The 20,410-nt window shown below is 55.6% G+C and carries 17 protein-coding genes; 10 read left to right on the top strand and 7 right to left on the bottom strand.

All coding sequences use genetic code 11. The features are described from left to right. Positions 1-40 precede the first annotated feature (40 nt). Positions 41-310, bottom strand: coding sequence for a hypothetical protein (locus CKF42_RS21285; protein ID WP_233501014.1), 270 nt, complete (start codon positions 308-310; stop codon positions 41-43). On the opposite strand from CKF42_RS21285, the gene CKF42_RS00280 reads away from it, so the two are divergent. From CKF42_RS00280 to CKF42_RS00270, 3 genes are read left to right on the top strand one after another with little or no spacing between them, the layout of a single operon-like run. Next, positions 206-694 carry a YfiR family protein gene (locus CKF42_RS00280; protein WP_233501011.1) on the top strand — a complete coding sequence of 163 codons (489 nt, stop codon included), beginning with the start codon at positions 206-208 and terminating at the stop codon, positions 692-694. The genes CKF42_RS21285 and CKF42_RS00280 overlap by 105 nt on opposite strands. Position 695: 1 nt before the next feature. Beyond that, positions 696-1,910: a diguanylate cyclase domain-containing protein gene (locus CKF42_RS00275; protein WP_111207147.1), complete on the top strand. Its 1,215-nt coding sequence runs from the start codon at positions 696-698 to the stop codon at positions 1,908-1,910. After that, positions 1,907-2,380: an OmpA family protein gene (locus tag CKF42_RS00270; protein ID WP_111207146.1), complete on the top strand. Its 474-nt coding sequence runs from the start codon at positions 1,907-1,909 to the stop codon at positions 2,378-2,380. The genes CKF42_RS00275 and CKF42_RS00270 overlap by 4 nt, the downstream gene beginning before the upstream one ends. A gap of 84 nt (positions 2,381-2,464) precedes the next feature. Here the strand turns inward: CKF42_RS00270 and CKF42_RS00265 are convergent, their stop codons facing one another. Continuing rightward, positions 2,465-3,367: a LysR family transcriptional regulator gene (locus tag CKF42_RS00265; protein ID WP_009093037.1), complete on the bottom strand. Its 903-nt coding sequence runs from the start codon at positions 3,365-3,367 to the stop codon at positions 2,465-2,467. 100 nt (positions 3,368-3,467) lie between these two features. On the opposite strand from CKF42_RS00265, the gene CKF42_RS00260 reads away from it, so the two are divergent. After that, positions 3,468-4,535, top strand: coding sequence for an SDR family oxidoreductase (locus CKF42_RS00260; protein ID WP_111207145.1), 1,068 nt, complete (start codon positions 3,468-3,470; stop codon positions 4,533-4,535). A 74-nt stretch (positions 4,536-4,609) separates the two neighbouring features. Next, complete coding sequence (locus CKF42_RS00255; RefSeq protein ID WP_111207144.1) at positions 4,610-5,266, top strand: NAD(P)H-binding protein; 657 nt, start codon at positions 4,610-4,612, stop codon at positions 5,264-5,266. 282 nt (positions 5,267-5,548) lie between these two features. On the opposite strand, the gene fumA is transcribed toward CKF42_RS00255, so the two are convergent. Both fumA and CKF42_RS00245 read right to left on the bottom strand, forming a co-directional pair. Next, complete coding sequence (gene fumA / locus CKF42_RS00250) at positions 5,549-7,195, bottom strand: class I fumarate hydratase FumA (protein WP_111207143.1); 1,647 nt, start codon at positions 7,193-7,195, stop codon at positions 5,549-5,551. A gap of 156 nt (positions 7,196-7,351) precedes the next feature. Next, positions 7,352-8,860, bottom strand: a complete 1,509-nt coding sequence (locus CKF42_RS00245) for a DASS family sodium-coupled anion symporter (RefSeq protein ID WP_033736769.1) — start codon at positions 8,858-8,860, stop codon at positions 7,352-7,354. A gap of 590 nt (positions 8,861-9,450) precedes the next feature. Here CKF42_RS00245 and CKF42_RS00240 point away from each other — a divergent pair. Together CKF42_RS00240 and CKF42_RS00235 are read left to right on the top strand one after the other, a co-directional pair. Continuing rightward, a complete protein-coding gene (locus tag CKF42_RS00240) occupies positions 9,451-12,231 on the top strand; it encodes a flavocytochrome c (RefSeq protein ID WP_111207310.1) in 2,781 nt (926 codons plus the stop codon). 63 nt (positions 12,232-12,294) lie between these two features. Then, entirely contained in the window at positions 12,295-13,257 is a 963-nt protein-coding gene (locus CKF42_RS00235; protein WP_111207142.1) for an FAD:protein FMN transferase, read from the top strand. Here the strand turns inward: CKF42_RS00235 and dcuR are convergent. Together dcuR and CKF42_RS00225 are read right to left on the bottom strand one after the other, a co-directional pair. Continuing rightward, positions 13,251-13,970, bottom strand: a complete 720-nt coding sequence (gene dcuR / locus CKF42_RS00230; RefSeq protein ID WP_009093030.1) for a two-component system response regulator DcuR — start codon at positions 13,968-13,970, stop codon at positions 13,251-13,253. The genes CKF42_RS00235 and dcuR overlap by 7 nt on opposite strands. Next, positions 13,967-15,556, bottom strand: coding sequence for a sensor histidine kinase (locus CKF42_RS00225; protein ID WP_233501005.1), 1,590 nt, complete (start codon positions 15,554-15,556; stop codon positions 13,967-13,969). The genes dcuR and CKF42_RS00225 overlap by 4 nt, the downstream gene beginning before the upstream one ends. 349 nt (positions 15,557-15,905) lie before the next feature. Between CKF42_RS00225 and mqo the strand changes: the two genes are divergently transcribed. Continuing rightward, positions 15,906-17,555, top strand: coding sequence for a malate dehydrogenase (quinone) (gene mqo, locus CKF42_RS00220; protein ID WP_046102922.1), 1,650 nt, complete (start codon positions 15,906-15,908; stop codon positions 17,553-17,555). A gap of 341 nt (positions 17,556-17,896) precedes the next feature. On the opposite strand, the gene CKF42_RS00215 is transcribed toward mqo, so the two are convergent. Further along, complete coding sequence (locus tag CKF42_RS00215; protein WP_072052761.1) at positions 17,897-17,992, bottom strand: hypothetical protein; 96 nt, start codon at positions 17,990-17,992, stop codon at positions 17,897-17,899. A gap of 311 nt (positions 17,993-18,303) precedes the next feature. Between CKF42_RS00215 and iolE the strand changes: the two genes are divergently transcribed. Both iolE and CKF42_RS00205 read left to right on the top strand, forming a co-directional pair. Then, positions 18,304-19,224, top strand: a complete 921-nt coding sequence (gene iolE, locus CKF42_RS00210; protein WP_046102926.1) for a myo-inosose-2 dehydratase — start codon at positions 18,304-18,306, stop codon at positions 19,222-19,224. Next, entirely contained in the window at positions 19,221-20,408 is a 1,188-nt protein-coding gene (locus tag CKF42_RS00205; protein ID WP_111207140.1) for a Gfo/Idh/MocA family protein, read from the top strand. Before iolE ends, CKF42_RS00205 begins: the two co-directional genes overlap by 4 nt. Positions 20,409-20,410: the final 2 nt, after the last annotated feature.

Here is a 20,410-nt window from a genome sequence, read left to right as displayed (position 1 = left end):
GTGACAGAAAGACAATATAGTTTTCCACCACCCCGTTTAATTATTCATCCGGTACAATTCTTATTAACGCTGTGTTAATATTCCGGCGCTTATTCAGGCGTCCTGCCGAGCGATCTATTTCCGGGAACGCAGTATGACCGTAAAATATCCTTTTTATCTGAATGCCTGTTTGCTGCATTCCCTGCGCCCTGTCTGCAGAAGCGTCCTGACACTCATTATTCTGCTGCTGCTCATTCCTCATCTGGCTTATGGCGAAATACGGGATGGCAAAGCCAATCGTATCGTCAGCGGAATTATCAGCTTCAGCCACTGGCCCGGCCTGAACAGTCCGCCCCAGTTATGTGTCTTTTCATCGGCACGGCATCTCTCCCTGCCGGAAAATAGTACTTCGCCTGCTGCAACCTTTACCGTTGTCTATATAGCGACTGTCAGCCAGCTTGCGACGCACCGGTGCGATGCACTCTATTTTGGCGCGGAAAACCCGCAGCAGCAGGCAAAAACTATCCAGCAGCTACAGGGCAGAGCGGTGCTTACCCTTGCAGAGAGCAGCCCGGAGTGCACCGTGGGGGCCGCTTTTTGCCTGATATTTCAACCGGACCGAACGCTTTTTTCCGTTAATCTTGACTCGCTTGCCAGAAGTGGCGTCAGGGTGAGTCCGGATGTGCTTTTGCTCTCCCGCCAGAGAGTCGAATAATATGAAATTCGATAAAGTAAGAAACGACAAATCATCAATACGTAATAAGCTGCAGAAAATAAGCACCATCAATGCGGCGGTAATATTACTGTTGTGCTGGCTGCTGCTCTCCTCGACCTCGCTGCTCTTCATTAAAAATTATGAGAAATGTAATCTTGAACTGATTGGCTCCACGCTCAGCACGACGCTGACCGCCGCGACCGTTTTTGCCGACAGTTACGATGCGCGTAATAAAATTGAACAGCTCGGCGAGCAGGGCCTTTATGCCTCTGCAAAGCTCGTCACCCGGGATAATATTGAACTGGTCCGCTGGCATGCGCAGCAGGAACCGACGGGCTGGTATTCACGCTGGTTACGCGAGTGGATGTATAGCAAACCGCTTAATGTCGCCATCAATCACGCTGACGTCACGGTCGGCACACTGACGCTGGAAGGGACCGTGACCGGCGCGATGCGATTTATTCGCTACTCCTTCCTGATCCTGACCAGCGGAATGCTGTGTGTGCTGATTGTCTCGCTGATGCTGAGCGCCTTTTTGCATCGGGGTATCGTCGCGACGCTGCGCAACATTACCAGTTCCATTCACTATGTGATTCATTCGGGTGATTTTTCCCTGCGCATACCCGGCAGCCCGACGAGTGAGTTTCAGCTGTTCTCCGATGATCTCAATTCGCTGCTGAAGGAGATGCAGTCGCTGAAGGCTTCGCTGATCCGTGACAATCGCTCGCTGGCGGCCAAAGCGCTGGAAGATCCGCTGACCGGGCTGGCCAATCGCAGCGCCTTTACGGCGCATCTCGCCCGCCTTCTGGATCGACAGCAGGAGAAGGGGCGCTTTGCTCTGCTGTTTCTGGATGGCGACCGTTTCAAGAGCATCAACGACAGCTGGGGTCATGCCGCAGGCGATGACGTTTTAAAAGCGATAGGCTCACGCCTCCTGTCTCTGGCGGCCGATCAGGATCTGGTTGCCCGCTTAGGGGGCGATGAATTTGCCATGCTGGTGAGCAGTCGCGTCAGTGAGGAGGAGCTTCAGCGTCTGGTGCAGTGCATTCATGAGGTTATCACGCAGGCGATCACGATTGCCGGAGATACGCAGATAACGACCTCGGTGACCGTTGGCTATGCCTGGTCACAGCAGGGTGACACGGTCGCGGCCATTCTCGAGCGTGCCGATATGAACATGTACAGGAATAAACGAGCAGGTAAGGCGAAAAGATGAGAATGAAATTTTCCCTGGTATTACTTGTGATGGCGCTGGCGGGCTGTCAGTCGACTTCGCGCTTCAGTGAGGCGCAGATCGCTGCGATGAAAAGCGCCGGCTTTACGCAGAACATGGAGGGCTGGGGATTGGGCCTGTCCGATAAAATCCTGTTTGGTATTAACGAATCCGAACTGACCCCTGCCAGCAAAACGACCATTCAGACGATGGCGAGAAACCTGGCCTCGACCGGTATTGAGCATGTGCGCATTGACGGGCACACCGATAACTATGGCAAACCGGATTACAACCAGCAGCTGTCACTGAAAAGGGCAAACGCGGTCGCGGCACAGTGGGCGCAGGGCGCGGCGATCCCCCCTGAGAATATCATCACACGCGGGTTAGGCATGAGCGCCCCGGTGACCAGCAACAGCACTCCTCAGGGGCGGGCGCAGAACCGCCGTGTGGCCATCGTGATCACGGCGCCGTAATCCTCCCGGCAGGCCGGACGCAGGGTTCCGGCCTCGCTATGACACGACGCTGGCAGCGTGGCGCGCCTGGCGCACGAAGAGAGATTAGCGGATGGTCAGTTCATTCAGCGCCGACAGCAGCGCATCCACTTTGGGCAGAAACTGTTTGCGCCGTGGCCATACCACGCTCAGCGTCAGCCCGTCAGGCTGCAGTTCCGGCAGAATAATGTCGAGCTCACCCGCGTCCACGGCGCGCTGGATCAGCCAGGATGGCATCTGTGCGACACCCAGCCCGGCGATAACCGCCTGCAACTGCGCATCAACGTCCCCGACAGCCAGCCGCCAGGGCACCTCCCGCCAGTGCGCCTGCCCATCCTGAGTAGTAAACAGCCAGGGTTTGGTGCTGCCATCTACCCGCTCATAAAGGATGGCGGGGTGATTCAGCAGCGCCGCCTCATCTTCCGGGCGTCCCTCACGTGCCAGATAAGCGGGTGACGCACAGAACTGCATCTTCTCGCGACCCATATTGCGCCAGCCCAGAGAGGCAGGCAGGTCAGGTGCCCCGCCAATCCGTACCGCGACATCCACCCCCTCTTCAAACAGGTCAACAAAGCGATCGGACAGACTCAGGCTCAGCGCCAGTTCGGGGTGCTGCTGACAAAAGGGCATCAGCAGCGGCATGACGTTAAGGCGGCCATAGGTGGTCGGCACGGCCAGCCGCAGGCGGCCGGAAGGAATGGTGCGCTGCGCCGCCAGCACCGCTTCTGCTTCGGCCAGATCCTCCAGCACCCGCAGGCAGGTCTGATAATAGGCGCTGCCCGCGTCGGTCAGCTGCAGACTGCGCGTCGTGCGTTCCAGCAGACGCGAGCCTAAGCGTGTTTCCAGCCGGCTGAGGCTTTTACTGACCGCCGAGCCGGTGACATGCAAACGTTCGGCCGCCGCGGTGAAACTGCCGCACTCGACGCTGGCAACAAACGGCAGAATGTCTTTAAGGCGATGATCGTGCATCGATTCGTGAACTCAGGTTGAGAATGATGTGAATAAATGACAGAGATAAGAACTGAATTCTCTATTAGGCTTAGCATTACGCAAATTGAGGAGAAATCAAATGAAAAAGCACGCTTTGATTGTGGGCATCAGCGGCGTAATCGGTCGCGCACTGGCAGACAAATTACAGCAGGAAGGCTGGCAGGTCAGCGGCCTGTCACGCGGCCGTGGTGCCGTGCCAGCGGGCGCGACCAGCCTGACCGCCGATCTGACCGACGCCGATGCGGTGCGTGACGCGCTGAAATCGGTCAAACCGGATGCGCTGTTTTTCAGCGTCTGGGCGCGTCAGGAGAATGAAAAAGAGAATATCCGTGTCAATGGCGGCATGGTGCGCAACGTGATCGAAGCACTGGGTGACCGCCTGCAGGGTTCTCACGTGGCACTGGTCACCGGACTGAAACACTATCTGGGCCCGTTTGAAGCCTACGGTAAAGGTGCGGTGCCGGTTACGCCATTCCGCGAAGAGCAGGGCCGTCAGGCGGTTGATAACTTCTACTACGCACAGGAAGATGAACTGTTTGCGGGCGCTGAAAAGTATGACTATCGCTGGAGCGTGCATCGTCCGCACACCATCATCGGCTATGCGGTAGGTAATGCGATGAACATGGGGCAGACGCTGGCCGTTTACGCCACCCTGTGTAAAGAGAAGGGCTGGCCGTTTATCTTCCCGGGTTCGCCTGAGCAGTGGAACGGTGTGGCGGATATGACCGATGCGGGTCTGCTGGCTGAGCAGCTGCTCTGGGCCGCCACCTCGCCTAATGCCGCTAACCAGGACTTTAACGCCGTAAACGGCGATGTCTTCCGCTGGAACTGGATGTGGCCGAAACTGGCAGAATACTTTGGTATCGAGGCGGCGGACTATCCGGCGCAGATGATGCCGCTGGAAGGGCGGATGGATGAGGCTGCCAGCGCATGGCAGGCGATTGCAGAGAAGCATCAGCTGCGTGAGGCGGATATCAATAAACTCGCCTCCTGGTGGCACACTGATGCCGATCTGGGACGTCCGATGGAAGCCTTTACCGACATGAGTAAGAGCCGCAAAGCGGGCTTTACCGGCTATCGCAGCACGCTGGACTCCTTCACCCAGCTGTTCGATAAGCTGAAAGCGGAAAAAGTGATCCCTGAGTAAAAACCTGCAGGCGCCCTATCCGGCGCCTGTTTTGTTTCCGGCATATTTGATCGTTCAATGGAGGTTCAGAACCCATGGCGAGATGTTTCATTATCGGGGCTGCGGGCAAGGTGGGTCAGCAGCTGACCCGTCAGCTGAGCAGCAAAGGGCACAGGGTAACGGCACTGCACCGCAAACCGGAGCAGGCTGAGACGTTGCAGGCGGCAGGCGCAAAGGCTGTGTCAGGCGACCTTCAGCAGCTGAGCGCCGCAGAACTGGCACAGCTGATGGCTGAGCATGATGTCGTGGTGTTTACGGCGGGGGCCGGTGGTGCCGGAATCGCGCTGACCAATGCCATTGATGGTGAGGGGCTGACACTGGCCGTGGCGGCAGCAGAGCAGGCAGCTGTTCCACGCTTTATGCTGGTTTCAGCTTTTCCCGATGCAGGTCGCGGCAAAACTCCTTCAGAGGGGTTTGAGAACTACATGCGGGTCAAACGACAGGCTGATGCTGAGCTGGTGGCGAGCCGCCTGGAGTGGGTGATCCTGCGCCCTGGCACGCTGACTGACGAAGCGGGCAGCGGACGGATTCATGCCGACCTGGCGATCCCCTATGGCGTGGTGCCGCGGGCAGATGTGGCGGCAACCCTGGTCGGGCTGATCGAACAGCCAGCCATTAAATATCAGATCATCGAACTGACTCAGGGCGACAGCCCGATCGATGAGGCGTTGCAGCGGTTGCAGCGCGACTAAAAAGGATTCGATAGCCTTTTTTGCAGACCGACGCTGAAGACAAAGCAGGGTGAATCTGACAGCAGTAAATTCGCTCAGGGCGCGGGGAACGGGGTCAGAGGAGGAAAGCGTCCCGCGCCAGGACGGCGCGGGCCGAGCGTGTCATGGATGACGGCTTTTGCGTCTTTCCGATCTGACCCCGTTCCCTGCGCAGGCTCGCTACCACAGCCAGCATGCCTTCAGGGATCGTTGCAGAAAAAAAGCCCCCGAAACCGGGGGCTTTTTCATAACTTAACGCATCTCTTACTTCACACATTTCGCGCAGTGCGCGCGCTCAATATGCTGGAAGAAGTCGTTACCTTTATCATCGACCAGGATAAAGGCCGGGAAGTTCTCGACCTCAATCTTCCAGATCGCTTCCATCCCCAGCTCCGGATACTCCACGCACTCCAGACTCTTAATACTCTGCTGCGCCAGCACCGCTGCCGGGCCGCCGATGCTGCCGAGATAGAAGCCGCCATGCTTCTGACAGGCATCCGTCACCTGCTGGCTGCGGTTGCCTTTTGCCAGCATGATCTTACTGCCGCCGTGTGCCTGCAGCAGATCCACGTAGGAGTCCATACGTCCGGCGGTGGTCGGGCCGAGTGAACCGGAGGCGTAGCCTTCAGGCGTTTTGGCCGGGCCTGCATAATAGACCGGGTGATCCTTAATGTACTGCGGCAACCCTTCACCATTATCGATACGCTCTTTGAGCTTCGCGTGCGCAATATCCCGCGCCACAATAATGGTGCCGGTCAGAGACAGACGGGTAGAGACCGGGTAGGCGGAGAGCTGCGCCAGAATCTGCTCCATCGGACGGTTGAGATCAACCTGTAAGACTTCACCTTCGCCCTGCTGACGCAGCGCTTCCGGGATCAGTCGGCCCGGGTTGGCTTCCAGTTTCTCAATCCAGATGCCTTCGCGGTTGATCTTCGCCTTGATGTTACGGTCAGCGGAGCAGGAGACGCCCATGCCGACCGGGCAGGAGGCACCGTGGCGCGGCAGGCGAATCACGCGAATGTCGTGCGCAAAATATTTGCCGCCAAACTGTGCGCCCAGACCCAGCTTCTGCGCGGCTTCCAGCAGTTCCTGCTCCAGCTGCACATCACGGAATGCCTGACCATGTTCGTTGCCTTCGGTCGGCAGACCATCGTAGTAGTGGGTCGAGGCGAGCTTAACCGTCTTCAGCGTGCTTTCCGCTGAGGTGCCTCCGATAACAAATGCGATATGGTACGGCGGACAGGCGGCCGTGCCCAGGTTGCGCATCTTATCCACCAGGTAATTTTTCAGCTTGCCGGGACTCAGCAGCGCTTTGGTCTCCTGATAGAGATAGGTCTTGTTGGCAGAACCGCCCCCTTTGGCAATACAGAGGAATTTGTACTCGTCGCCATCCACGCTGTAGAGGTCAATCTGCGCAGGCAGGTTGGTGCCGGTGTTCACCTCTTTGTACATATCCAGTGCGGCGTTCTGGGAGTAGCGCAGGTTATCTTCGATGTAAGTGTTATAGATACCCTGCGACAGCGCGGCCTCATCCCCGCCGCCGGTCCAGACGCGCTGACCCTTTTTACCCATGATGATAGCGGTGCCGGTATCCTGACAGGTTGGCAGCACGCCTTTGGCGGCAATCTCAGAGTTGCGTAAAAACTGCAGGGCGACATATCTGTCGTTGTCGCTGGCTTCCGGGTCAGCAAGGATTGAGGCAACCTGCTGCTGGTGAGCCGGACGCAGCATAAAAGAGGCGTCGTGGAAGGCCTGCTGAGCCAGCAGCGTCAGCGCCTGCGGGTCAACTTTCAGGATCTCCTGACCTTCAAATTCGGCGACTGAGACATGTTCACGGCTCAGCAGATAGTATTCGGTTTCTTCGTGGGACAGCGGAAAAGGGTTCTGATAGACAAAAGGTTTGTTCGACATTTTTTCTCACTTAATGACCGGCTGAACCACCGCGAGCAGGCTGCGGGGCGCAACATCATAGGCGAATTAATCGTTTATTATCCTTCCCCGCCGCGGGTGCCGCGGGGAAGTGCAGGAATGGTATCTTATAACGCGTTGATCTGCATGTTGTATCCGTCAGAACATCCACACCATCCACGGATAGGCAATCACCATCATGGAGACCAGGAAGATAGCGCCGAAGATGGTACCCAGACGCCAGTAATCTTTAGTCGGCAGATAACCGCTGCCGTAGTAAATCGGACTTGGGCCGGTGCCGTAAGGGGTGATGATGCCCATCACACCCAGAGAGGTACAGAGCATCAGGCAGAAGACCGGCATATTGATGCCAGGAATCGAGGCGGCAATGGTCAGCATGGCCGGTAACAGCGCAGTAGTGTGCGCGGTGGTACTGGCAAACAGGTAGTGCAGCAGGAAGAAGGCGATTAACAGGACGACGGCTGAAATCTGCGGGTCATAGCCCTGCAGCAGCATGCCACCTTCTTTACCTAACCAGGTGATGAAACCGACGCGAGCCAGACCGTCCGCCAGCGCCACCAGGGTAGCGAACCAGGCAAAGGTGTTCCAGGCGGGTTTATTGCTGGTGATATCGTTCCAGCTCAGCACCCCAGTCCATAACATCAGGACCACGACCAGCAGTGCCGCCAGGGCGGGCTCAATCCACGAGGTCGCGAAGATCCACATCAGCAGGGCGCAGACCACGAACACCAGCAGCAGGATCTCATTGCGGGTCAGTCTGCCCAGTTTCTCCAGTTCAGCCATCGCCCATTTTGGCACTTCATCGTTGATTTTGACTTCAGGCGGATAGAACCAGTAAGCCAGCAGCGGCATGGTCAGAATCAGCAGCAGACCCAGCGGCAGGAAGGCCAGGAACCACATGCCCCAGGAGATATCAAAACCGATGATGCTTTTCACCAGCGCCAGGGCCAGCAGGTTGGGTGCCAGTGCAGAGAGGAACATAGAGCTGGTGATACAGGCGGCGGTAATGGCGACCCACATCAGATAGGAACCGATTTTGCGGGCGCTTGGGTCATTCGGTTTAGAGCCGTAGAGCGGAGGCAGGTTGGCGATAATCGGATAGATGGTGCCGCCACTGCGCGCGGTGTTCGACGGGGTAAAGGGTGCCAGCAACAGGTCAGCAAAGGTGATGGCATAACCCAGCGTCAGGCTGCGGCGACCCAGATATTTGACCAGGATCAGCGCCAGGCGACGACCAAACTGCGTTTTGTCATACCCTGCGGCGAACATAAAGGCACCGAAGATCAGCCAGACCGTGGAGTTACCGAAACCGCTGACCGCCCACTTAAAGGATTCACTGGCGACTTTGAATTTCGGATTAGCCAGCTCTGCCGGGCTGAAAAGCAGGAACTGACTGAACAGCGCGATGACGACAACGCCCGTCAGGCCGATCACGGCGCCGGGCAGAGGTTCAAAGATCAGGCCGACGATGACGCCGACGAAGATGGCGAAGAAGTGCCAGGCGTAGGGTTCAAGGCCCGCAGGTGTCGGCACCAGCAACAGCAGCACGGCCACCAGCACCGGCAGCGCCAGCATGATCGCTTTCTTTTTCCCCGCACCCGCAGGTGCGGCTTTTGGGGGTTCAGTTACAGCTGAGAGTGTTTTCATAGTGTTTTATCTGCAAGTTAAGAAGAATACGATTTGCGCCCCGGACCTTCACTGATGAATTTCGTTCTTATTCTTGATAGTGTGAATAAACCGCGATGCACTGATTTTTTTAATCCGCTGCCTGAGGATTGAGCAGCATTTTTAAAAGCCTGTAAATATGATGCGATTTCTGCAAATATAAATTTTGATCCAGATCAAAGAAATTAATTCATTATTCGCGATTTTTTAACATTTATTTTCTATTTATATTTCTGCCACCGGCATTCTGACACTTTTGTGAAGCGGGTCAACAAATGAGCAGGGCGGAAAAGCAGGAGGTTATCACATAACATTCTGATAATGAAAAACTTTATTTCAATGTAAACAAATGGTTGATTTTTGGTTACCATTGATTAACAATAAATATAACTTTAGTTCCGCCATTCAGCAAATAAAAACTCCAGATGCTTTAAAAGTTAAATAAGTAAATTTATCGCTTACGTAAGCAAAGAAAGGCGTATATTAACAGCATGACATCGGACCACTTAATTAAGCGATAATTTGCGTCCGCTAAAAAATTTCCAGACTTTTAAATCTTGGAGTTTATCGCAATGAATACACTCACTCCCATCCTTAATCCACTGACTCTGCCAAATGGCGCCGTGTTAAAAAACCGACTGGTGATGGCCCCGATGACCACCTGTACCGGTTTCTATGACGGCACGGTCACCAGTGAACTGGTTGAATACTATCGCGCACGGGCAGGCAGCATCGGAACCGTGATTGTCGAGTGCTGCTTTATCGATAACCGCGGCCCGGCCTTTCCGGGTGCCATTGCCATCGACAGCGACAATAAAATCCCCGGTCTGAAACGCATTGCGGACGCGATCAAATCTGAAGGTTCTACCGCCATTTTACAGATCTATCACGGCGGCCGTATGGTCGAGCCGGAGCTGATTGGCGGGAAAACCCCGGTTGCGCCGAGCGCCATCGCGGCGCCGCGTGAAGGTGCCACCCAACCGCTGGCGCTCAGCGCTGAAGAAGTCGACACCATGATCACCAAATTTGGTGATGCGGTGAACCGTGCAATCAAGGCGGGTTTCGATGGCGTGGAAATTCATGGCGCCAATACCTATCTGATCCAGCAGTTCTATTCACCCAACTCTAACCAGCGCGATGACAAGTGGGGCGGCAGCCGCGACAACCGCGCCCGCTTCCCGCTGGAAGTGCTGGAAATCACCCACAAGATGGCGGAGCGCTTCGCCCACAACTCCTTCATCATCGGCTATCGCTTCTCGCCTGAAGAGATCGAAGTGCCCGGCATTCGCTTTGACGACACCCTCTATCTGCTGGAAAAACTGGCCGCGCGTGGCCTGGATTATGTCCACTTCTCTGTGGGCCAGCTGCTGCGTCCGTCGATTGTGGATACCCAGGACCCGACGCCGCTGATCGAGAAGTACCTCGCCATGCGGTCGCCTGAACTGGCAAAAGTGCCGGTGATTGGCGTTGGCGGCGTTGTGAACCGGGCCGATGCCGAGATGGCGCTGGAGAAAGGCTACGATCTGGTGGCGATTGGTAAAGCCTGTATTGCCTACCCGAACTGGGCTGATCGGATCATCAACAACGAGCACCTTGAACTCTATATCGACAGCAACAAACGCGAAGAGCTGCAGATCCCGGAACCGCTGTGGCGCTTCTCGCTGGTCGACGCGATGATCCGCGACATGAGCGAATCGGGCCGTAAATACAAAGCGGGCGTTTATCAGGAAAAAGTGGAAGCAGAAGCGCTGAAGCTGAAAATCAACGTGACGCTAGACACGGACCGTATCACCGACATTTCACTGGTGCCGGATGACACCCTGGATGTCGATTTCACCACCACGTTTGAAAGCCTGCGTAACCGCATTCTGGTAGCAAACAGCCCGCACGTCGACGCCATTACCGGCGCAACCACCCAGAGTGAGGCGCTGAAAAAAGCGGTTTCACGCGCCATGACCACCTCCAGCAAAGCGCATGTGATTGAAGAGGGGGGCAACCCGAATGCACCGCAGAATTACGATGTGGTGATTGTCGGCAGTGGCGGGGCAGGTCTGGCTGCGGCGATTCAGGCGCACGACGAGGGCGCTCGCGTTGTCATCATCGAGAAGATGCCGACCATCGGGGGTAACACCATCAAGGCGTCGGTCGGTATGAATGCTGCCGAAACCCGCTTCCAGAAACTCAAAGGCATCGAGGACAGCAAAGAGCTGTTCTATGAAGAGACGCTGAAGGGCGGTCAGTTCAAAAACAACCCGGTGCTGCTGCGTGAGTTTGTGGATCTGGCACCGGAAGCGATCGAATGGCTGGCTAACCACGGCATCGAACTCAACGACATTACCATTACCGGCGGGATGAGCATTGACCGGACTCACCGTCCGGCTGACCGTTCCGCAGTGGGGGGCTTCCTGATCAGCGGTCTGGTGAAAAACATCAACAGCCGTAACATCGAAGTCCTGCTGGAGACCTCAGTCGCAGAAATCCTGTATGAAAATGGCGCGGTCACCGGTGTGAAGGTGGTCGATGAGTACAATGACAGCCGCATCCTCTACGCGAAAAGCGTGATTGTCGCGACCGGCGGATTCAGTGCCAACCGCGAGCTGGTGGTGAAATACCGTCCTGAACTCGATGGCTTTGTCACCACTAACCATAAAGGCGCTACCGGCAGCGGGATTGCTATGCTGGAGAAAATCGGCGCGGGCACGGTGGATATGGGCGAGATCCAGATTCACCCAACGGTGGAGCAGACCACCTCTTATCTGGTCTCTGAATCCATTCGCGGCGGCGGGGCTATCCTGGTCAGCCAGGCGGGCAAACGCTTCTATAATGAAATGGAAACCCGCGACAAAGTCTCGGCGCAGATTATCGCCCTGCCTGAGAAGAGCGCCTGGATTGTGTTTGACGAACAGGTGCGGATGAATAACAAAGCGGCCGACGAATATATCGCTAAAGGCTTTGTCATCAGCGCGCCTACCGTGGCGGAGCTGGCGGTGAAACTCAACATGGGCGAACATCACACCCTGGAAGCGACACTGGCCCGTTACAACAACTTTGTTATCCAGCAGAAAGACGAAGATTTTGGTCGTCAGACCGCGCTGCGTCACCCGCTGAGTGAAGGCCCCTTCTACGCGATTCGTATCGCGCCGGGTGTTCACCACACCATGGGAGGCGTGACCATCGACACCACGACAGCGGTGCTGGACACTCAGAAACAGGTAATCAACGGTGCCTGGGCCTGCGGTGAGGTGGTTGGCGGTATCCACGGCGCGAACCGTATCGGCGGGAACGCCGTCGCCGATATCATCATCTTTGGTATTCTGGCCGGTGGTAACGCCGCCGCTTACGCCCGACGTTAACGGTCCTCTCCGGCATCCGCTTCTAGCGGGTGCCGGTTTTCCCTTTCTGAAGCAGAGTCGCCTATGTTAACTGAAGCGCGTGTCTATGCTTACTCCGCCGTCCTGATGGGGTCACCCATCCTGCTCAAACTCTTCGAAGACAATCAGACCCTGGCCGCACAGGTTTTCCGGCTCATCAGACAGCAGGAGAATCTCTTCACCGTGAACCGCGCCGCCTCTGAGGTGATGGCGATCAACCATGCGGCAGGGCAGCATCCGGTGGTGGTCAGCCAGCCGGTGTTCGATCTTATCGCCTGCGCGCATGCGGTGAGCCTGCTGCCCGACAGCCTGTTTAATCTGGCGATCGGTCCACTGGTGAAGTGCTGGAAAATCGGTTTTCAGGGGCACAGCGTGCCGTCACCAGCGGAGCTTCAGGCTCGCAGGGCGCTCATCGATCCCCATGAGGTCATTCTTGACGCCGACGCCCGCAGCGTAATGCTGGCCAGACCGGGCATGGAGATTGACCTGGGGGCCATCGCCAAAGGCTATATCGCCGATCTTGTGCAGGCCTTTCTGCGCCAGCAGCAGGTCAGCCATGCGCTGATCAATCTGGGTGGCAACGTGCAGACCGTGGGGGCCCCCCCTGATGAACAGGCGTGGGCAATCGGACTGAAAAAACCGTTTGGCGCAGCCGACGAGCTGATCGGCGTGATTGGCGTCAACAATCGCTCCGTGGTGACATCCGGCATCTATGAACGTTACTTTGAGCTGAACGGGATCTGTTATCACCACATTCTGGACCCGCGTACCGGATATCCGCTGGATAACGAACTGCTGAGCGTTACCGTCATTTCTGACCGGTCGCTGGATGGCGATATCTACACCACGCTGCTGTATGGTCTGGGCGTGGAACAGGGCATTGCCTGTCTGGCGGACAAACCGGGTATTGAAGCCCTGTTTGTGACCCGCGACAGGCGGGTCATCTGTTCGTCACAACATCACTTTTCGTTTCAGCTGCTGGATGACGATTACCGGCTGGTTCACTGACAGTACTGTTTGAGCAGGGTGTGATATTCCGGCTGCAGGCGGTAGCGATAGACCGGGCGACCGGTGACGCCATAGTGAATACTGGTGAACAGAATATTGATCTGCGCCAGCCAGATGAGGTATTTGCGGCAGGAGACGCGGGAGATATTCACCTCGGTTGCCAGCTCGTCGGTCGAGAACTCGGTACCCGGATGGGCGTCGATCCACAGGCAGAGCGTCCGCAGCGTCTGCGGCGTCAGTCCCTTCGGCAGGCGTTTCTGTTCGCTGGCCCCCGGCGGGTTGCCATGCAGAAGCTGGTCCACGTCTGACTGCTGGTAAAACTGATGATTATCCATCAGCGACTTCTTCTGTCGCCAGCCGGTGAGCGCCTCTTCAAACCGGGCAAATTGGAAAGGTTTGATCAGGTAATCGACCACCCCGTAGTTAAGTGAGGTTTTGATGGTGGCGGCATCGGCAGCAGACGAGATAATAATCACGTCAACCGGACGGCCTGCGCTGCGCAGCTCCGGGAGCAGGTCGAGGCCGTTTTCCTGCTGCATATAGATATCCAGCAGAATCAGATCCACCTGTGGCTCGGCCTGGGCCAGCCGCTCTTTCGCCTGCTGTAACGTCGAGGCCGTTCCGCAGCAGGTAAATCCCGGGATCTGCCCGATATAGCAGCGGTTCAGCTCCGCGACCATGGCGTCATCATCGACAACTAACACATTAATCATTGGGTAATCATTCCTCTCTCCCACGGAAGTTGTACTAAGAATTGGGTAAAGACGCCAGGTTCTGACTCGACGCTGACGCTACCCCCCAGGCTTTCGGTCTGCTGTCTGACCAGAAACAGTCCGACACCGCGATCCTCACCCTTTGTGGAGACGCCCCGTTCAAAGATGGTGTTCAGCTGCGCGGCATCAATGCCGGGACCATCATCACTCACTTCGCAGGCTAACCAGCCATTCTGATAGTGCAGCATGAGATGGATTTCACCCTCGGTCTCCGGGTCCAGCGCCTCAAGCGCATTCTCAATTAAATTGCCCAGCACCGTAATCAGTACCGCGCTCTGCTCCTCACTGCCGCAGTCGGGCAAAAAACTGGCCTCATTGATAATCAGCTGATGGCCCTCATCGGTAACCCGGTTGATTTTACTGAGCAGGAAACCGGCAATGATCGGCGATTTGATCTTCTGCAGCAGTGAACCGATCTCCGTCTGATAGGCATTGGCGGTTTTGAGAATGTACTCTTCCATCTGCGCATAGTTCTTCATATGCAGCAGGCCCAGAATGACATGCAGTTTGTTCATGAATTCATGGGACCGCTCACGCAACGCATCTACATAGTTTACCATGCCGTCCAGACGCTGCATCAGCTGGCTGATCTCGGTTTTGTCCCTGAAGGTGGTCACCGCCCCGATAATCCGGTCACGGCTGCGCACCGGTACAGTGTTGGTGATCAGGATGCGATTTCCCAGCGTCAGCTCTTCATCATACCAGGCTTTCCCCGCATGCAGCGCATCCTGCTGGTGGCGGTGCATCACGCTTTCTTCAGCAATCAGATCGCCGCTGGCTGGCGTTTTCTGTGTGGTCTCATGCAGCAGTTGCTGCGCGGCCTGATTGATCAGGCTGACGCGGGAGTGATCGTCTACCGCGATCACCCCCTCTTTGATGGAGTTAAGAATGGCCTGGCGCTGCTCAAACAGACTGGAAATCTCGTGTGGCTCCAGGCCCAGCAGGATGGTCTTCAGCCGCCGGACCAGAATCAGGATACCCAGCAGCCCGACCACGCCGCCAAACAGGCTGGTCCAGACGATGTTCCAGCGGCTTTTCGCAATCTGCGCCGCCACATCATTCAGCGCAATGCCGATCGCCACCACGCCGATCTGCTGATGCTGCGCGTTAAACACCGGCGTAAAGACCCGTAACGCTTCCACCAGCACACCATGATTGACCGCCACATTCTCCCGACCGCTCAGTGTGGGATAGATATCGTTACCGACAAAGTGCTTGCCGATCACCGCAGCATTGGGATGCGAAAAGCGAATGCCGCGCATATCCGTCACCACCACAAACAGCAGGCCGTTGCGTTTACGCGCCGCCTCGGCCAGCGGCTGGATCTGGCTGCTGCCATCAGGCAACAGCAATCCCCGCTGAATTTCCGGGCTGTCCGCCAGCGTTCGGGCGACCGCCATCGCCTTATCTTTCAGGTGCGACTGGGCAAAGTTATCGATCTGAACGAAATAGAGCAGGTGGACAGCCAGCAGTACGGTGAAGATAACCGCGGTCATCATCAGTGTGGTCAGGGTACTGAGTTTCATGGGTCGTTTCGTCACGGCGTGTCGGTTTTGTGGTTGGCTTGTCATAGGCTTTCAGTACGGATGGGAGATCGCCGGGAAACATACGCTAACTCGCCGCATCAGTACAGTTTTAGCGGCCTGACCGCCGTCGGTTTCAGTAAGAATATTTGTGTTAGGGGATTGTATAATTCAAAGGACACCCTTAATGTGTGGTTAAAATAATCGCTCAATAAAGTAAGCCTTTTGTAATTAAATTAAGGCTAAATTGCTATTTTTAATTTTATAACTAATTTCGCATTAACTCGTAAATAACATTATTTTAAACTTTGAGGACTTTTTTTAACCAGTACGGTCCGAGCTGTAGATTAAAATGATGAATTCACAAAAAGTTATTCCCGCGCTGTCTCTTGCGGCCCTGTTAGTTTCATCCGCACTTCACGCTGAAACCTCACCAGAAAAAACCGATGTTCTGTTAATTGGCGGCGGCATCATGAGCGCCTCCATGGGCACCATGCTGGAAGAGCTGCAGCCTGGCTGGAAACAGATCATGGTTGAGAAGCTGGATGGCGTGGCGCTGGAATCCTCAAACGGCTGGAACAACGCCGGTACTGGTCACTCTGCTAACATGGAGCTGAACTACACGCCTGAGCGTAAAGATGGCTCTATCGACGTGTCCAAAGCGCTGGAAATCAACGAAGCCTTTATGGTTTCACGCCAGTTCTGGACCGCACAGGTCAAAGAGGGCGTGATGCACGATCCGCGCTCTTTCATCAACTCTACACCGCACATGAGCTTCGTCTGGGGCGACAACGTCGACTTCCTGACCAAGCGCTATGCTGCACTGCAGAAAACCGCGCTGTTCCAGGGCATGAAATTCTCCACCGATCACAAGCAGATCGAACAGTGGGCGCCGCTGGTTATGGAAGGTCGTGATCCGCAGCAGAAAGTCGCGGCAACCTGGACCCCGGTCGGCACCGATGTTAACTACGGTGAAATTACCCGTCAGCTGATCGGCAGCCTGAAGAAGAATAACAACTTCCGTCTGGAAACCTCCTCTGAAGTTACCGAGTTCAAGCGCAACGGCGACAACTCCTGGCACGTCACCATTAAAGATGTCAAAAATGGCAGCGAGCGCGCGGTCGATGCGAAATATGTCTTTATCGGTGCCGGTGGCGGCGCGCTGAAGTTACTGCAGAAAACCGGCATCCCGGAAGCGGACAACTACGCGGGCTTCCCGGTTGGCGGCTCGTTCCTCGTGACCGAAAACAGCGCGATTGCGAATCGTCACCTGGCGAAAGTCTATGGTCAGGCTTCCACCGGTGCACCACCGATGTCTGTTCCGCATCTGGATACCCGTTATCTGGATGGCAAGCGCGTCGTGCTGTTCGGACCGTTTGCGACCTTCTCTACCAAGTTCCTGAAAAACGGCTCGCTGTTTGACCTGCTGAGCACCACCACGACCCACAACATCGTGCCAATGACCGATGTCGGTATTGATAACTTCGATCTGGTGAAATACCTGATCGGTCAGGTGATGCTGAGTGATGAAGATCGCTTCGACGCGCTGAAAGAGTACTATCCGGACGCGAAGAAAGAGGACTGGAAACTGATTCAGGCCGGTCAGCGTGTTCAGATCATCAAGAAAGATGCTGAGAAAGGTGGCGTGCTGAAACTGGGTACAGAAATTGTGACCGATCAGCAGAAAACTGTCGCAGCCCTGCTGGGTGCGTCGCCGGGCGCGTCAACCGCTGCTCCGATCGCGTTAAGCGTGATGCAGAAACTGTTCCCGGAAGAGTTTAAGTCAGCAGAGTGGCAGGCCAAGATCCACAAAATGATCCCTGGCTATGGCCAGAAGCTGAACGACAACGTGCCGTTGCTGCAGCAGGTTTGGAATGACACTGCGGCAACCCTGCAGCTGACCACGCCGCCTGTGATCAACATGGATGGCAAATCAGCACCGGCGCCAGCGGCTCAGCCTGAGCAGGCAGCGCCTTCAGCCAAACACGACATGGCGCTGTAATCGCGTCCTGATGTGAAAAGCCCGCGCGGGTCACCCTGCGCGGGCTTTTTTATTGCATGCTGTTCAGTGCCTGAGGCTGACGGCTTGCCACGTTACGGGTTCCCGGCAGGCGAGCAGTTGCGTTTAGTGTCAGGCAAAGAGGGTGTTTTAAAGGCTTGAGGTGGTTGCAGGTGATGGATGTCTGATTTGAGCGAAAAGCGGACCTTTGGATAAAAACATATATATAAGGGTCTTTGCGTCCGCTATTAAAGTTAAGGCAAAGCTGTTCAGACGTTTCGTCGTTTGATTCCTTCAGTTGTTTATCTGCCAAGTCTCGCGTGGTTTCCTGCTACCTGTACGCCTTAAGGTACACTCCTGAGGACGACCGCGCCGGCGCCGATAATACTATCCGGGCCAAGTGTGACGCCGGGAAGAACAGAGACCCCAGCCCTATCCAGACGTTATTCCCGATTATCACAAGGTAGGCATATTCTAGCCCCTTATTTATTCGCCCGGCATCAAGTGGATGCCCTGCGGTTTACCTTTGACGATTTCCGGCCGCAGGACGGTAAGAGGTAAAAGGAGAAGAGCGAGGCGACTTATTAACCTAAAGAGCGGATTAACATTCAAGTTTCTTCCGGTAAATAACAATGTGAAACAGCAGACTTTATATTTTCTCCGGTTGAGGTTTTTACCTCATTGAACCGGTAACGATTCTGCTTACACCTTTTCTATAGTGCTCTCAGACTGACCTGAAAGAAGGAGTATCCTGATGACTTCACGTATTCGAATAGGTGTAAGCCCGCTGAGCTGGACGAATGATGTCCTGCCCGATCTGGGCGACAGTATTGCCCTTGAAACCTGCCTGACACAGGCTGCATCTGCCGGTTATCAGGGGATTGAACTGGGCAGAAAATTCCCCCGTACCCATGCGGAGTTAGCCCCGCTATTGTATAAGGCCGGACTTCAGCTCGCTTCGGGCTGGCACAGCGGTTTCCTTGCCGAACGCAGCGTTGCTGATGAAATCACGGCCGTGGAATCCCATGCCGGACTTCTCAGAGCATCAGGGGCAGAAGTTATGGTTTACGGCGAATGCGGCTGTATGCCGGGCAGTCATCCGCTGGACCAGCCCCTTTCTCTTTCGCCGTCCCTGAGCAGCCTGGATGCTGATGAATATGCCCGCAAAGTGAGCAGGTTTGCCGATATTCTGATGGACAGGTTCGGCCTGAAACTTGCCTATCATCATCATCTGATGATGCTGGTTGAACAGCATCATGAACTGGAAGAGTTTCTGACTAAAACTTCTGACAGTGTCGGACTGGTTCTGGACTCCGGACATGCTTTCGCGGCTGGTGTTGACCTGGCTCAGATAACAGAAAAATTTGGTCATCGTATAGTGCATATACATCTGAAAGACGTCCGGGCTGATGTGCTGCATCGGGTACGGGAGAACAACCTCAGCTTCAATGATGCGGTACGTGCGGGACTCTTCACGGTGCCGGGGGAGGGCTGCATTGATTATTCTCCGCTGACTGGCTTCATTGCGTACTCAGACTATCAGGGCTGGCTGATAGTCGAGGCGGAGCAGGACCCGCAAAAAGAAGAGCCGTCTGCTGCTGTTTCCCGGGCGTTTCGCTGGGCAAAAGACACTTTTTCACAGTCTCATTCTGCAGAGGAAACTGCCCAATGAAAGACAATCTCAATATTGGTTTAATCGGCTCGGGATTCATGGGGCAGGCGCATGCTGATGCCTACCGCCGCGCAGCAATGATTTATCCGGACCTGCCGAAGCGCCCTCGTCTCTATGCACTGGCCGATCAGACTCAGGCTTTAGCCGACGCGAATGCGGTACGCTTCGGGGCCGATAAAGCCTATGGGGACTGGCGTGACCTGATTAACGACCCGCAGGTTGACGTGGTCGATATCACCTCACCCAACCATCTGCACTTTGAAATGGCGCTGGCAGCGATTGCGGCAGGCAAGCACGTGTATTGTGAAAAACCATTGGCCGTCAGTTCGCAGGAGGCACTGCAGATGACGCTGGCAGCAGAGCAAGCCGGCGTCAAAACGATGGTGGCCTTTAACAACATCAAAACGCCAGCAGCGTTGCTGGCAAAACAGATTATTGAGCGCGGCGATATCGGCACACCAATCCGCTTTCGCGGCACCTTTGACCAGGGTTTTTACAATGACCCGGCGCTGCCCTGGTCATGGCGCTGCTCTAAAAGCCTGGGCGGCAGCGGATCTCTGGGCGATCTGGGGGCTCACACCCTTTCCATCGCGCAGTTTCTTATGGGGGAGATCAGCGAGGTAACGGCCAGCGCGCAAACCTACCTCCGGCAGCGTCCTGTTCCTCAGGTGGACGCCGGTTATGCCAGTCGCATTGATGAACAGGCAGAATGGCGTGAAGTTGAAAATGACGACCAGGTTCAATGTCTCGTCAGCTTTGAAAGCGGGGCCACCGGCGTGATTGAAGCCTCACGCCTGGCAGCCGGTCGCATTTTTGGTGTGTTCTGGGAGGTTTCCGGTACAGAGGGCACACTTTATATGGACGGCGAACGTTTCAATGAGCTGCAGGTTTATCGCTTCAGTGATGACAGACACGATCGGGGCTTCAAGATTCTGTATGCAGGCAGCCAGATCCCGGCCTATTCCGGCTTCTTCGGATTCGATTTTGGTGGCGGCGGGCTCGGGTATTTTGATGTCAAAGTCATCGAAGTTCATGACTTGGTTCAGGGGGTCTGCAGCGACGGCGACTGTTATCCGAACTTTGCATTTGGCCTGCAGAACCAGCAAATCCTGACCGCCATAGAGCAGTCCATTATATCCCGTCAGTGGGTTGCAGTTGCAGGCAACCGCCAGAAGAATGCTTAAAA

This window comes from Pantoea sp. ARC270 (assembly GCF_003236725.1).
Taxonomy (GTDB): domain Bacteria; phylum Pseudomonadota; class Gammaproteobacteria; order Enterobacterales; family Enterobacteriaceae; genus Pantoea; species Pantoea anthophila.
The sequence above is the reverse complement of the archived record's forward strand: the minus strand, read 5'-3'. Positions and strand labels throughout refer to the sequence as shown.

Excerpts from the sequence above, each read along its gene's own strand:
- CKF42_RS00275 (WP_111207147.1), top strand. The coding sequence starts at position 696 with ATGAAATTCGATAAAGTAAGAAACGACAAATCATCAATACGTAATAAG.
- CKF42_RS00270 (WP_111207146.1), top strand. The coding sequence starts at position 1,907 with ATGAGAATGAAATTTTCCCTGGTATTACTTGTGATGGCGCTGGCGGGC.
- CKF42_RS00265 (WP_009093037.1), bottom strand. The coding sequence starts at position 3,367 with ATGCACGATCATCGCCTTAAAGACATTCTGCCGTTTGTTGCCAGCGTC.
- CKF42_RS00260 (WP_111207145.1), top strand. The coding sequence starts at position 3,468 with ATGAAAAAGCACGCTTTGATTGTGGGCATCAGCGGCGTAATCGGTCGC.
- CKF42_RS00255 (WP_111207144.1), top strand. The coding sequence starts at position 4,610 with ATGGCGAGATGTTTCATTATCGGGGCTGCGGGCAAGGTGGGTCAGCAG.
- fumA (WP_111207143.1), bottom strand. The coding sequence starts at position 7,195 with ATGTCGAACAAACCTTTTGTCTATCAGAACCCTTTTCCGCTGTCCCAC.
- CKF42_RS00245 (WP_033736769.1), bottom strand. The coding sequence starts at position 8,860 with ATGAAAACACTCTCAGCTGTAACTGAACCCCCAAAAGCCGCACCTGCG.
- CKF42_RS00240 (WP_111207310.1), top strand. The coding sequence starts at position 9,451 with ATGAATACACTCACTCCCATCCTTAATCCACTGACTCTGCCAAATGGC.
- CKF42_RS00235 (WP_111207142.1), top strand. The coding sequence starts at position 12,295 with ATGTTAACTGAAGCGCGTGTCTATGCTTACTCCGCCGTCCTGATGGGG.
- dcuR (WP_009093030.1), bottom strand. The coding sequence starts at position 13,970 with ATGATTAATGTGTTAGTTGTCGATGATGACGCCATGGTCGCGGAGCTG.
- CKF42_RS00225 (WP_233501005.1), bottom strand. The coding sequence starts at position 15,556 with ATGAAACTCAGTACCCTGACCACACTGATGATGACCGCGGTTATCTTC.
- mqo (WP_046102922.1), top strand. The coding sequence starts at position 15,906 with ATGATGAATTCACAAAAAGTTATTCCCGCGCTGTCTCTTGCGGCCCTG.
- CKF42_RS00205 (WP_111207140.1), top strand. The coding sequence starts at position 19,221 with ATGAAAGACAATCTCAATATTGGTTTAATCGGCTCGGGATTCATGGGG.